The sequence below is a fragment of the Pseudomonas sp. P97.38 genome (genome assembly GCF_001269745.1).
Lineage (GTDB): Bacteria > Pseudomonadota > Gammaproteobacteria > Pseudomonadales > Pseudomonadaceae > Aquipseudomonas > Aquipseudomonas chlororaphis_E.
Genome location: NZ_LHVJ01000009.1, coordinates 567,628 through 580,888, shown reverse-complemented (window position 1 = coordinate 580,888; position 13,261 = coordinate 567,628). Strand labels below are relative to the sequence as shown.

General features: G+C 60.7%; 14 protein-coding genes. 2 read left to right on the top strand and 12 right to left on the bottom strand.

Annotation, left to right across the window (positions count from 1 at the left end; all coding sequences use genetic code 11):
- Positions 1–22: 22 nt before the first annotated feature.
- The 12 genes from AD664_RS04535 to AD664_RS04480 all read right to left on the bottom strand — a co-directional run bounded on the left by AD664_RS04535 (position 23) and on the right by AD664_RS04480 (position 11,542).
- Positions 23–1,393 (bottom strand): ATP-binding protein, encoded by a 1,371-nt coding sequence (locus AD664_RS04535; protein WP_042732274.1) that lies wholly within the window; start codon positions 1,391–1,393, stop codon positions 23–25.
- Positions 1,390–2,052, bottom strand: coding sequence for a response regulator (locus AD664_RS04530; protein WP_042732275.1), 663 nt, complete (start codon positions 2,050–2,052; stop codon positions 1,390–1,392). Before AD664_RS04530 ends, AD664_RS04535 begins: the two co-directional genes overlap by 4 nt.
- Positions 2,053–2,063: 11 nt before the next feature.
- Entirely contained in the window at positions 2,064–2,708 is a 645-nt protein-coding gene (locus AD664_RS04525) for a tetratricopeptide repeat protein (RefSeq protein WP_053144681.1), read from the bottom strand.
- A complete protein-coding gene (locus AD664_RS04520; protein ID WP_053144679.1) occupies positions 2,705–3,514 on the bottom strand; it encodes an SDR family oxidoreductase in 810 nt (269 codons plus the stop codon). Before AD664_RS04520 ends, AD664_RS04525 begins: the two co-directional genes overlap by 4 nt.
- Complete coding sequence (locus AD664_RS04515; protein ID WP_053144677.1) at positions 3,501–4,175, bottom strand: TenA family transcriptional regulator; 675 nt, start codon at positions 4,173–4,175, stop codon at positions 3,501–3,503. The genes AD664_RS04520 and AD664_RS04515 overlap by 14 nt, the downstream gene beginning before the upstream one ends.
- A complete protein-coding gene (locus AD664_RS04510) occupies positions 4,172–5,653 on the bottom strand; it encodes an AMP-binding protein (RefSeq protein WP_053144675.1) in 1,482 nt (493 codons plus the stop codon). Before AD664_RS04510 ends, AD664_RS04515 begins: the two co-directional genes overlap by 4 nt.
- Entirely contained in the window at positions 5,643–6,320 is a 678-nt protein-coding gene (locus tag AD664_RS04505; protein WP_042730652.1) for a thermostable hemolysin, read from the bottom strand. The genes AD664_RS04510 and AD664_RS04505 overlap by 11 nt, the downstream gene beginning before the upstream one ends.
- Positions 6,321–6,489: 169 nt before the next feature.
- Positions 6,490–6,849 (bottom strand): cupin domain-containing protein, encoded by a 360-nt coding sequence (locus AD664_RS04500; protein WP_042730651.1) that lies wholly within the window; start codon positions 6,847–6,849, stop codon positions 6,490–6,492.
- Positions 6,846–7,439, bottom strand: coding sequence for a GNAT family N-acetyltransferase (locus tag AD664_RS04495; RefSeq protein ID WP_172679690.1), 594 nt, complete (start codon positions 7,437–7,439; stop codon positions 6,846–6,848). The genes AD664_RS04500 and AD664_RS04495 overlap by 4 nt, the downstream gene beginning before the upstream one ends.
- Positions 7,440–7,846: 407 nt before the next feature.
- Positions 7,847–9,262 (bottom strand): amino acid permease, encoded by a 1,416-nt coding sequence (locus AD664_RS04490; protein ID WP_047738685.1) that lies wholly within the window; start codon positions 9,260–9,262, stop codon positions 7,847–7,849.
- 143 nt (positions 9,263–9,405) lie between these two features.
- Positions 9,406–10,458 carry an ornithine cyclodeaminase gene (locus AD664_RS04485; protein WP_053144671.1) on the bottom strand — a complete coding sequence of 351 codons (1,053 nt, stop codon included), beginning with the start codon at positions 10,456–10,458 and terminating at the stop codon, positions 9,406–9,408.
- A 49-nt stretch (positions 10,459–10,507) separates the two neighbouring features.
- Positions 10,508–11,542 (bottom strand): histone deacetylase family protein, encoded by a 1,035-nt coding sequence (locus AD664_RS04480; RefSeq protein WP_053144670.1) that lies wholly within the window; start codon positions 11,540–11,542, stop codon positions 10,508–10,510.
- Between the two features lie 119 nt (positions 11,543–11,661).
- On the opposite strand from AD664_RS04480, the gene AD664_RS04475 reads away from it, so the two are divergent.
- Both AD664_RS04475 and AD664_RS04470 read left to right on the top strand, forming a co-directional pair.
- On the top strand, positions 11,662–12,162 hold the full coding sequence (locus AD664_RS04475; RefSeq protein WP_024778535.1) for an Lrp/AsnC family transcriptional regulator: 501 nt from the start codon (positions 11,662–11,664) through the stop codon (positions 12,160–12,162).
- Between the two features lie 400 nt (positions 12,163–12,562).
- Positions 12,563–13,111, top strand: coding sequence for a hypothetical protein (locus AD664_RS04470; protein WP_047738683.1), 549 nt, complete (start codon positions 12,563–12,565; stop codon positions 13,109–13,111).
- The last annotated feature ends 150 nt before the right edge of the window (positions 13,112–13,261 follow it).

The window sequence follows — 13,261 nt, the reverse complement described above, 5'->3', positions numbered from 1 at the left end:
GAAGTCAGGCGCGCTTGCGCGATTATTCTCTGACAGGGATCGACAACGTAGCCCGAAGGCCGCCCTCTGGCCGGTTGAGCAGTTCGATCCGTCCGCCCAAACGCGTTGCGATGGTGGCGACGATGGTCAGGCCAAGGCCCGCGCCTTGTGGATTGCCGCGGCTGTAGAACCGCTCGAACAATCGTGCTCGATCCGCCTCGTCGATGCCCGGTCCCTGGTCGTCGACGTTCAGTTGGTAGAAGTTGTCGACCCGGATCAGTTGTACGGTGATCACGCCGTGTTCCGGGGAGAAATTGGCGGCGTTGGTGATCAGGTTGTTGAGGGCGATGTCGACAGTGGCCGCGTCGGCCAGGACATGGAACGGTTGGTCGCTGACGTCGAAGGCCAGTTCCAGGTGCTTGCTCAACAGCCACGGGGTGAGCTGCACCAGGCTGTTGCGCACGGTCTCGCTGAGGTCGATGTGCTCCAGCACGGGGGCGCCGGCCTTGGGTTCGAGGCGGGCCATGGTCAACAACTGGCTGACCAGGCGACTGGTGCGATCGACCCCGGCGATGAGGAACGCCAGGGACTCCCGTCGCTCCTGTTCGGTGCCGGCCTCCTGCAGGTTTTGCGCGTGCACCCGGAGCACCGCCAGCGGGGTGCGCATCTCGTGGGCGGCGTCGGCGATAAAGCGCCGCTCGCGCCCGAGCACTTCCTGTATCTGCGCGAGCATGCGGTTGAGCGCCGCCTGCATGGGTTCGAGCTCGCTGGGCAGCGGCGTCAGTTGCAGGGGTTCGAGGGAGCCGCTGTGGCGTGCGCGCAGGGTCGCCGCCATGTTCGCCAGCGGCTTGAGGCCCCAGCCGATGGCGAGCCAGACCATCGCTGCGAGCAGCAGGCTGCCGATCGCGTTCGGCCACAGCGTGTGACGCACGATCCGGTCGACCAGATCCGCGCGCACGTCACCCCGTTCGCCGACCCAGATGCGCAGGCCGTTCTGTGGGTCTTCGAGGATGAAGGCGCGCCAGTGACGGCTGTTCAGGTCCACCACGTCGCTGAACCCTGGCTGGGTCGGCGGCGAGCGGAAGGAGGGCGCGCTGGCGGTGTGCACCAGGACGTCGCCCGCACGGTTCCACACCTGGAAGGCGATCTTGCGCTCGTAGGGATGGCCGTCGCCGCGCAACGGCGCGTCGGCCAATGCGTCGTTGAACGCCCGGTACAGGTCGGCATGCTGCTGCGCCGCCAACGGCATGCGCATCACCCCTTGCAGCAGCCGCGCGTTTTGCGCCAACTGCGCGTCATAGACTTCCGCGATTTCGTGGTTGCTGTCGTGCAGGTTGAACGCGCTGAGCACCGCGAGCCCTGCGAGCAGCAGGCCGATGATCAAGGTGAGGGTGCGGCGGCGGATCGACGTCATCGGCGTTCTTCCACCAGGTAGCCCACGCCACGGATGGTGCGGATCAGATCGGCCGAGAACTTCTTGCGCAGGTGATGGATGTGCACCTCCAGCGTGTTGCTTTCGGCTTCTTCACTCCAGCCGTAGAGCAGTTGCATCAGTTGGTCGCGGGTGATGACCCGGCCCGGCGGTGACAGCAATTCGTGCAGGAGCTGGTATTCCTTGGGCGTCAGGGCGACGGGCTGGCCGTGGTAGCTGGCTTGCTGCGTACTGGGGTTGAGGCTGATGCCGGCGTGCTCGATCAACGCCTGGGCCCGCCCGGCACTGCGTCGCAACAAGGCCCGCAAGCGGGCCTTGAGTTCGTTGAGGTCGAAAGGTTTGACCAGGTAATCGTCCGCGCCGGCATCCAGCCCGGCGATGCGATCCTCGGTGGCGTCGCGAGCGGTGAGGATCAACACCGGCAGGTTCGAGCCGGTGTTGCGCAAGCGGCGCAACACGTCGAGGCCGTCCATGCGCGGCAACCCGAGGTCGAGCACGGCCAGGTCGAAGGTTTCGCTGAGCAATGAGTGCAGGGCGCTACCGCCATCCTTGAGCCAGTCCACGGTGTAGCCCTCGCGCCCCAGTGCCTGCTGAATGCCCTCGCCGAGGGCCACGTCATCCTCTATCAGTAATAAACGCACCTGGACTCCCATCAGTCGAGTTTTTTGTCCACGTCCACCATCAGCGCGGCAATCTCTTTGCGCCGCCCGGCATCGGCGCTTTCCCGGCCCGGACGGGGCGCGGCTTGCAGGGCTTTTTGCAGCGCCGCCCTGGCTTCAGCGTAGTGCTTTTGACGGTAAAGGTGATCGCCCCAGAAGTACAGGCTGTCGATTCCATCGGGGTTCAGTTGCAGCGATTGCTTGAGCAGTTGCTCGGCCTTGTCGCTGTCGCCAAAGCCGATCGGCCAGCCTGGGACCCGGTCATACAGCGCGGCGAGGCTGGTGTAGGCTGAGCCTTGCAGGGCCTTGGGGTCCAGGCTCAGGGATTTTTCCAGGTCGGCTCTGGCGTCCTTGGCCTTGCCCAACGCTCCGAGGCCGCCCTCGGCGCCGGCCCAACTGCTGGTGACGATGCCTTTCCAGATCCAGGCCTCAGCGACCGCCGGACGTTCGGCAGTGAAGCGTGTGGCTTGCGCCGCCAACTGCTCGAACGCGGCGGCGCGCTGTTTTTCCGGCATTTCGTATTGGATGTGCGCCCAGCTCTGCTGAATGCCATCGAGGCGTTGCTGATCGGCGGTGTCCATTGCCCAGGCACCTTGGCTGAGGGCGCCTAGCAACAGGCATGCGAGGATGTTTTTCATGGTTTTGGTGGCTCGTTCCCGGTTTTTTCACTGAGGCGGCGGATCAGCGGCAGTTGCTTGCGCAGGCCGCGGTCCACCAGGTTTGGCAGCAGGCTGTTGAGGCGCACGAAGAAGCGCTCCGGCCAGCCCAGGTACACATCGCGGCGCTCCCCGGCGATGGCATGGGCCACCGCCGACGCCACGGCTTGTGGGTCGTCGACGCTGGCCTTGAGCGCATCGTTCAAGGCTTGCGCGGCGGCGCTGTTCATCGAGGTGCGGGTGGCGCGGGGCGCGACGTACAGGACACTGACCCGGGTATCCGCCAGTTCCCGGCGCAAGGCTTCGGAAAAACCGCGCAGGGCAAACTTGGTCGCGCAGTAGCTGGCATAACCGGGGTAGCCGATCGAGCCGTAAGTGGAGCCGACATTGACCACCATTGCGCTGTCCGCCTGCTTGAGCATGGGCAGCAGCCGTTTGGTCAGACAGATCGGCGCACCGACGTTCACCGCCAGCATCCCCTGGATGTCACTGTCGTCGAGCTGTTCGAGCATGGCGAAGTGGTTGACCCCGGCCGCATTGATCAGCAGGTTGATGCCGCCCACGCTCTCGGCGGCAGCCAGCACCTTGCCCTGGTCGGCCGCCAGCGTCAGGTCGGCGGCCACCCAACTGAGGTTCTGCGGATAGCGCTTGAGCAAGGCCTGCAGCGCGTCTTGGTGCCGCGCCACCGCCAGTACCCGCGCACCGGCTGCGCACAAGGTCTCGGTGATCGCCAGGCCGATGCCGCCGCTGGCGCCGGTCAGCACGACTCGCGCCTCATGCAGCTGCATGGTGTGCCTGCGCTTCACGGGGCAGGCCCCGGAACATGTCGGTGTAGAGTCGATAGACAACCTTCGAGGCATGAATCACCGCGGCCTGATCTTCCGGGTCTTCAAGCTTGTTCATCAGTCGGCGGTAGGTCTGCATGTGCTCGATGTCGAGCGAGCCGTGGGAGCTGAGGTAGCTGAAAGCGGTTTCCGGCAAGGCCAGGCGTTCGCGGATGCTGCCGGCGGCGTGGGTGGCCAGGGCGATGCTGGTGCCTTCGAGCACATTGACCATGCCGAACAACCCTACCGGGTTGCCTCGGGCGATGGTGTCATAGAGGAAGCCGGTCATCAGTTCGATCGACAGCGAAGGCTGGCCGTCTCGAACGGCGTCACGGTCCCCGCCACATGCGGCGATATCGTTGAGCACCCACTGTTCGTGGCCATATTCATCCTCGATGTACTCGCACACCGCCTTGCGCAGCCATTCCAGGCGTGTTGGCAGGCGCGCGCCGCACGCCATCATCAGCGGCACCGTGTGGCGCACGTGGTAGTAGGCCTGGGCCAGGAACGCGCGATAACTGTCCAGGCTGACCCGGCCTTGCAACGCATCGACGATGATCGGCAGGTTGAACAACTCGTGGCGTTCCTGTTGCGTGGCTTCTTGCAGGGTGTCGAAAAAACTCATGATGCAGGTTCCTCGGAAAGGGCGGATTCGGTCAGTTGGTTACGATACAAAGCGACGATGGCGTCACGACGGGGACGCCCATTGGCGGTGAGCAAACCGTTGGCGGCGCTGAAGGGCTGGGGCAGGCGGGTCCAGCGGTGCACCTGGGCGTAGCCGGGAAGTGCCTGGTTGGCTTCGGCGACGGCGGCGGCCAGTTGCTCGTCGCTGCAATCAGGGCGATGGGGCCAGAGCAAGGCATGGTTGAGTGGCTGGGCCTCGCCGTACACGAAGGCTTGGGCGATGTGGTGGCGCTGGGTCAGTTCGGACTCGATCCACTCTGGATTGACGTTGCGCCCGAAACTGGTGACGAACTGATGCTTCTTGCGACCCTTGAGGTAAAGAAACCCTTCGGCGTCGAATTCACCCAGGTCGCCGCTCGGCCACCATTGTTCGGTGTGCAGCGGTTCGCCCAGGTAACCCAACAGGGTCGAGCCCTTGATCAGCACTTCACCGTCCTCGGCCAGGCGTACTTCAACATGGGGCAGGGGTTTGCCAACGCTGCCAGGCCGGTGAGCGCCGGGGCGGTTGAGGCACACGACCGAAGCGCATTCGGACAAGCCGTAGCCTTCGTAGACCGGCAGGCCGAGCCGTTGCGCGCGGTGCAGCAGGTCTCGCGCCACCCGAGCACCGCCCACCGCGATAAAGCGCAGGTGACGCGGGTCGAACGCCTGTTGTTCGGCGGCGCTGACCAGCATCAACAGCAACTGGGGCACCAGGATCAGGCTCTGCGCCTTGCGGTCGGCGAGGTTGCTCAGCAGGCGCGGCACGTCCACGCCGCTGGCGCCCTGGATGCCCAGGGTTTTCTGGCTTGGCAGGCTCAACGTGGCTCCGGCGTAGAGGGCGGCGTAGCAGCCGAGATTCTCCAGCAGGATCGCCAGCGGCAGCAGTGCCACATGGTGCTGCGGCGCGCTGGGCAGGCTGGCCTGCTCCAGTTCCCTGGCCACCCGTAGCAGGCTGTCGGCGCTCAGGCAGACGCCTTTGGGCGTGCCGGTGGTGCCGGATGTAAAGGTCAACTTGGCGGTGCCGGCCGGCAGGCGCTGCCCACCCTCGAAGGTGCGACACCAGAATTCACCGCGCCGGGTGTAGCCAGCGGCGATTAATTCGTCCGCAAGCTCCGGCTCGGCAACGACCCGTGTCGCCTGGCTCTGCATCAAGCAATGGGCCCGCTGGGCCGGGCTGAAAAACGGCGGTAGCGTCACGCAGGCCACGCCTTCCCACAGCGCAGCCAGGTCCCACAGCATCGCCTCGATGCCATTGTCCAGCGCCAGGGCGATGACGTGCGCCTGTTCTTCGCGCAAGCGCTCCTGGCGATACAGCACCTGGGAGTACAGGGTCACGTAGTCGATCTTCTGGGTGTCGCCCCACAGCGCTACGGTGCCGTCGTTTCGTCCGGCATGGCTGCGCAAGGTTTCCTGGAAACGCTGCAGTTCAAGCGACATGGCAGGCACCTTCAATCGACGTGGGCAAACCGAGGCGAGTGAACAAGCCGATGTTGCGTAAATGAATGAACCCGGCGCGGATGTTCCCCACGTGCACCCAGGGCTTGCTTTCGTAATAGCTGCCCCAGTGATGGCGCTCCTCGCCCAGGCGTTCGGGGTCGGCGGCGCACAGCGTCACCGGCTTGAGGCCCAGGCGGTGGAAGCTGTTGACCAGGCCGATGTTGCCGGTGAAAGTCACCCACTCCAGCCCACCCATGGCCAGCAGGTAGGTAATGGCGATGATGCACAGACGGGCGCTGCCGGTGTCACTGGCCGCGAGATTGCCGACCTCGACGATCGCACGACGGTCCACCGTACGGTCGGCGGCTGCGCTGACCAGCAGCTCGATCGGCGCTTGCAGGTAACGTTCGAGAAACAGCGGCTCAAGGTGCGCGCGGCGCAGGCCGGCCACCGCGCAGAGCTCGCCAGTGCCGTTGTGCACGCCCAACAACTGGGGCATGAACTGACGGATGTCGGCACCGTGGGCCTTGCGGAAACGCTGTTGGATAAACGCTTCGAATACGGCTCGCTGAGCGTCACCGTGCTCTGCACCGGACAGGCTCATCAGGGGTGTTTCAGCCTGGCCAAAGTGCAGGGGCAGGGGGATGTTCCAATCGGACTCGGGCATGGGCAGAACGCCTCCCTCAATGGATTTGAGCGAAGTATCCGTGCCGTTTCTTAACGAAGTCTGAAGGTGAAGAAGGGTTAATGACGGGTGGGGTCGTGGACGCCCAGGAAGAAGGGATGTGCTGGCCAGTCGTATCGGTGGTTTTCGATACGACCGTGAACACAGGGCTCTATTGCGCGGGCAAGAGGATCACGAAGTTCTTTTTCATGTCTTCCAGCACGGTCCATGTCCCCTTGGCGCCCGGTTCGATAATGAACGTGTCGCCAGCGGCCAGTGTGAGCGGGGCGCAACCTTCAAGCTCGATGACGCAGCGTCCACTCAGGACATGGCAGAACTCCCAAACCTTGTAGTCGATGCGCCACGCTCCGGTGCTGGCTTCCCATTCTCCGGAAATGCGACCTTGCTGTTCATCGTGATAGTACTTGGACGTCAGCGTGTGAGGGGTGCCTTCAAGGACTTCTTCAAAAAAGGGAAGGTCGCGCACCGGTTGGATATCCAGTTCGCGGAATACGGTCAGTTTCTTGTTCATGGTTTTTTCTCGAGCACGTTTTGGGTAGGGCGATACATCAAGTAGGCTTCACCGGTTACGCCCAGCATCGGGTGCGGAACGATCTGGCAGGTTTTAACAATTTGAAAACCATGCCGTTCGTAGAATCGGCGGGCACCGTGGTTTTCTGCATAATCGATCAGGCATAGCCCCTCCAGCCCAGAGTCTTCGGCGCGCTGCTGGGCGTGGCGAAGAAACTTGACGCCCAGCCCCTGGTTGCGCCAGGCCTCATCCAGAGCCAGGCTGGATATGTACAAGGTATCGGGTATTTCCATGTCGGAATAAGGCGCGAGGACCGGGTCGGTCTCGACAGGCCCGTCAGGGGTCGCGCGCAAGGCATAGCTATGCATCATGCCGATGACACGCCCTTCGAAAGTGGCCATCAGGCAGTTCTTGTAGGAAAAGTCGCCGTGTTCCCTGGAATAGCGAGACGCACCGACACTCAGCAACGCTTCTCCCGGTGCGGCAAGCTTGCTCCATATGTAATCGGCCATGCCCTCCGATGTCAGTTGAAAGAAGCGCGCAATATCGTGCGCGTCCGAGGCTTGAGCGGGTCTGAAGTCGATAGGCATGTAGGGTGCTTCCATGGGATCGGGTGGTTAGTTTTCAAGGATTACGCCTTTAACAGGGGTGGCAGGGTAGGCGGTTTGAGCGGTTCCCATCATGCTCTGGGCGAACACCATCAGCACGGCGTGCGACGCCGCCCCATGCTCAAATACACGTGGCCGTAAAATGGATGCTTCAATCGCCAATCTTGGAGGGGGATTTGCCGACCTTGCTCGATGCCCTGACTTCCAAGCAGAGATCAGGGACTTCGCCGTCAGCGTGTTTGCTGGGTTCGGTTGGTGACGCTCGATTACAGGCTGTCGGGGTCGCCGAAGAACATTTTGACTAGGCTCTAGGACGACTTCTCAGCGGTTCAAATAGAGGGCTGTCTCGTTGTTACAGCCCTCCAGCGCAGAGGGTTCGTTAGAGCAGCTCAACCGAATTGGTTTGCCGATTCAACTGCGGTTTCAGGCTTCCACCTACGTGTTAACTGATAAGCAATTGCCAGCCATATGAACCACCCCGGCATGACCAACAGGGCAACGCGGGTGTCAGGTCTTAATGCCAGCAGGCAGAGAACGAAGCCCAGAAAAGCCATTGAGAACCATGCCATTGGAACACCGCCGGGCATCTTGTAAGCAGATTTGGCATGAAGCTCAGGACGCTTTTTGCGGTAGGCAATGTAAGACGCGAGAATGGTTGACCAAGTGAAGATCACCAGGATCGCAGACACGGTGGAAACGATGGTGAATGCCGTCATGACTTCCGGAACGATGAACAGCACGAGCACACCCAGCAGCATCAATAGTGTTGTGAAGGCCAGGCTCAGCAGAGGCACGCTGTTGCCTGATAGACGCCGAAAAATACCCGGAGCGTTGTCTTGATTCGCCAACCCGAACAGCATGCGGCTCGATGAAAATACACCGCTGTTGGCCGATGAGGCCGCCGAGGTCAGGACCACGAAGTTGACGATACCGGCCGCTGCGGGAAACCCGGCGACGAGGAACAGTTCGACAAAAGGGCTTTTGACGGGGGAAACCTGTTGCCACGATGTCACGGCAATAATGCAGCTCAGCGCGAGGACGTAGAACAGGATGATCCGCAGCGGAATAGAGTTGATGGCTTTGGGCAGGGTCTTCTCCGGCGAGCGGGTTTCAGCGGCGGCGGTGCCGATCAGCTCGGTGCCGGCGAAGGAGAAGATCGCCATTTGAAATCCGGCGAAGAAGCCAAGCAATCCGTTAGGGAAAGCCGCCTGTTTGTCCACCAGGTGGCTCAGGGATGCGGTGACACCACTGGGGGAGACGAAGGAGCTGGCAATCAACACGGTGCTGACGCCGATCAGGGTCACGACGGCAATGATCTTGATGATCGCGAACCAGAACTCCACCTCACCGAACAGTCTGACCGTGAGCACATTCAACGCGAACAGTGTCGCCAGCATGCCGACGGCGGGTATCCACGCCGGCATATCCGGAAACCAGTACTGGAAAAATCCGCCGACCACGACGGCGTCGCCGATCACCGCTACGCTCCAGCTCAGCCAGTACGACCAGCCGAGAAAGAACGCTGCGCGCGGGCCGAGGTAGGCGCCGGCGAAGTCAGCAAAGGTTTTGAAGTTGAGGTTGGACAGGAGCATTTCGCCCATGGCGCGCATGACGAAAAACACGAACAGACCGATGATCATGTAGATGAGGATGATCGACGTCCCGGAGAGGGCGATAATTTTCCCGGAGCCCATGAACAGGCCGGTCCCGATGGCACCGCCCATGGCCATCAACTGGATGTGACGATTGCTGAGCGTGCGCTGCAACGCGGGCTGTTCAAGCAGCCCGGAAGGGTTCGATTTCATTGCAAAACCTCTTGATTTTATGTTTTTGAGTTTTGGCAGAAAGTGGATGTCGAGCGTTTTTGTTAGAGAAGCAGCGGCTAATCAAGACGATGCTTGGAGGGTGAATGGCCCCTCGCCAAGTGGCGAAGGGCGGTCATCACCGATCAACTGACGGTGCGTAGACGCGAGGCTTTGGCCGGTGGTGGATCCAGCAGTTGGAATAGATTTTTGATGTTGGCCGGCGTCGGGACCAGGTGGACACGCTGGCCGATTTGCTGTGCCTGAGCCAGGTCGTTGAGATAGCGCAGTGACGAAAAGTCTTCCAAGGCAAAGCCCACCGAATCAAACACTGTCACTTGCATATCGTTTTCGCGTCCGGCCACTTCGCCCTGCACAATCTGGAAAAACTCTATCACCGGGGAGTCGGCTTCCAGTTGCTGGATGTCGCCCTCAATGCGAGTTTGCGGTTCGAACTCGACGATGACCCGGGCGTTGCGCAGGATGTCGGCGTGCAGTTCGGTTTTACCAGGGCAGTCACCACCGACCGCATTGATGTGCATGCCGGTCTCGATCATCTCGGGCGTCAGAATGGTTGCGTAGGCTTTGTCGGCGGTGACTGTGGTGACGATGTCCGCGCCCTTGACCGCGTCCTTCACCGAGCTGGCCAGAATCACTTCGATGTCCGGGAACGCCGCGAGGTTGTGCTTCAGTTTGAGGGACGCTTCTTGATCGATATCGAAAATACGGATTTCGTTGACGCCCAACATTTCATGAAAGGCCAGCGCCTGAAATTCACTTTGGGCACCGTTGCCGATCAGGGCCATCGAGGTCGCACCGGGGCGAGCCAGCGATTGCGCGACCAACGCGGAGGTGGCTGCTGTGCGCACGGCGGTGGTCAGGGTGAGTTCGCTGAGCAGGGTAGGATAGCCACTCTGCACATCCGCCAAAAGTCCGAAGGCCATGACCGTCAGTAAATTCTGCTGGCCGTTGTTGGGGTGGCCGTTGACGTATTTGAACGAGTACTGCTGGCCATCGTCGGTCGGCATCAACTCGATCACGCCGTCTGTTGAGTGGTTGGCCGTGCGCGGTGATTTATCAAACTGCGCCCAGCGTGCGTAGTCGGCTTCGATGTAGCCCGCCATTTCGCGGATGGCGCGGCGGATACCGACTTGGGTGAACAAGCGTGCAGCATCATCGACATCTATAAAAAGCGTCATGTTCTTATTCTCCGATCCAGGCATTGAAAGGTTGTAGAGCGTGGGGGGCTCAGCTGCGTTTGCTCTCGAAACCGTGCAGTACGTTGACGGCATTGATGCCGATCTCATCGACCATGTAGCCGCCCTCCATCACGAACAGGGTCGGGCAGCCGACGCTCGCGATCAGTTCACCGATGCCAATGAAGTCTTCACTTTCCAGTAGGAAGTGACTGATGGGATCGTCCTTGAACGTGTCGACTCCCAAGGAAATCACCAGCACTTGCGGCGAGAACTGCTGGAGTTTTTTGCAGGCATGGAGCAGGGCGTTGCGATAGCTCTCCCAGGTGGTGTTTTTCGGCAGGGGATAGTTGACGTTGTAACCCTCGCCGGCACCTGCGCCGACTTCGTGGCCGTAACCCGAGAAATACGGGTAGGACACCGCCGGTTCGCCGTGCAGCGACACGAACATGACGTCGCTGCGCTGATAAAAAATGTTCTGCGTGCCGTTGCCGTGATGGAAGTCGACGTCCAGCACCGCGACACGTTTGGCGCCTTGGGTGATGGCCTGCTGCGCGGCAATGGCGGCGTTGTTGAGGTAGCAATAACCGCCCATGTATTCGCGTGCGGCGTGATGACCAGGTGGACGGCATAGGGCGAAGGTACTGTCGTGGCCTTCATCGAGCAGGGCCAGGCCGGTGAGGGCGATATCGGCGCTGGTTTTCACGGCTTGCCAGGTCGTTGCGGTAATGGGTGAGCCAGCGTCCATGGCATAAAAGCCAAGCTTGCCATCGATGAACGCTGGCACCTCTTCGCCGGCCAGATCGCGCACCGGCCATACCAGCGGCAAGGCATCGTGAGTGCGACCGGTTGCGCACCATTCGCTCCAGGCATTTTCCAGAAAACTGACGTAGCGCTCGCTGTGCGCGTTGACGTAGCACGAGCGATCAAAAGCGCGCGGTTCGATGATCTGACCAAGTCCAACCTGTTTGACGCGGTTGTGCACCGTGTCGGCCCGACTCGGCTGTTCGAAAGACGGTTTGAGCGCGCCGTCTTTCAATTCGGTGCCGTGGTGCAACCGGTGGGAATCACTGAAAACTGTAAACATTCTGCGCATCCGTTAATGTGAGCCAGTGCAAATATTCTGTTCCGGCATGGCTGCGCTTTCTTTGCTTTCTTTCCACGACTTGGCGGATTATTCGGAAGTTTTTACTCAGGAGTGGTTTCATGCAGAAAAAAATATCCAAACGCATCAGTCTCGATGAAACCGATCTGGCTATTCTTGAGTTGTTGCAGGAGGACGCGAACATTTCCAATGCCGAACTCAGTGAACGGCTGTCGTTGAGCCTTACTCCGTGCTGGCGGCGGCGCAAGCGAATGGAAGAGGCGGGTGTCATCAAGGGCTATCAAGCCAACCTTGATCGGCGAATGCTCGGGCTGGATATCATGGCATTCGTGCACATTCGCTTTTCCACCCATGCCGATCACGCTCCGGACGCCTTCGAGGCAGTGATTGCGCAATTGCCAGAGGTATTGGCTTGCCACAAGATCACCGGAGATGCCGACTATGTACTTCAAGTGTTGGCCGAGGATCTTGATAGCTATAGCGACTTTATCGAGCAAGTGCTGAGGCGCCAGGTCGGCATCGCGTCTATTCAGTCGAGTCTGGCTTTGCGCGAAATCAAAGCGGGTAGCCGTATGGCCATACCCAAATTGAGCAAGGATTGAAGATCGGACGTTCTGGGCTGAACAAGGCTCTAAAACCTTACCGCCACGTCCGTCGTCATAAGCATCTGCTGAAAGCGCTTCCATATGCGCGAGTTAGCTGAGACGAAGCGCAAGCTGAGCGTCAGATAAAAGCTCCACATTACGTGATCCCTGGCTTAATACACCTGCTCCCGCGAATGGCAGCTTTCGGCCCAGGCTGCGTGAAAACGCACTCAATACGTCGAGAGTTGAGAACTACGGGCGCTCCTCGCGAAGGGTATCAACCCCAAGTTGACCGCAAATAAAAGCGACACGCTGCGGCTGTGAACAACATCACTGGACAAGTGGGCACGCAAGTAAGCTAGGCTGTTCGCGCGACAGGTCATCGGTATTCGATGGCCTGAAAAATAAGGCGCTATCAATGTCGAAGCATTTGCTGTTGGGCTGGACCCTTTCCTTGTGCGTGCTTACTGCCTTGAGCGGCTCGGCCACCATGGCAGTTGCTGCCTCGCCTAACGCTACGGCGGTATCGGACACGCAATCGGTGTCCCTGGCAGGCGGCAAGCTGAACTTCGTGCTGGAAGGCGTCGAGGCCCGTATCTTGAACAGCGAGAACGGCGGCACGATGTACTTCGATCCGAAAAGCGAGCGGGCCATCATCGTTACCGAAGGTCCGGCGCCGACTGCGGGTACCACCCCGGACGCTGCGTTTCGCATTGCCGTGGATACCTTGAAGGATAAGCAGCAGGCCGCCTCACCCAACTTTCGCATGACTGGCGAGAAGACCATCCAGGTGAACGGCTTGAGGATGTACCGCCTGGACGGCACCGACGATTTCAACGGCCTGAAACTGCTGATGGCCTCGCTGATGACGATGAGCGATCAGAAGATCACCATCATCGAAGTGATGTCCAGCGAAAACGACCCGGCCGGCCATACCGCTGCGCTGGAGAACATTCTGGGCAAGTAAACCGCAGGTTTCCGGATAGTAGGCTGTCGGCTCCCGACGGTCTGTCTATCACCAGGAACCCACATGATCTCGTGCGCAAAGCTTGCCCAAATCGGTGTCGCGCTCCCCGAACCGCTCGCGCCGCGCGGCGACTCTGTACCCGACGTGGTG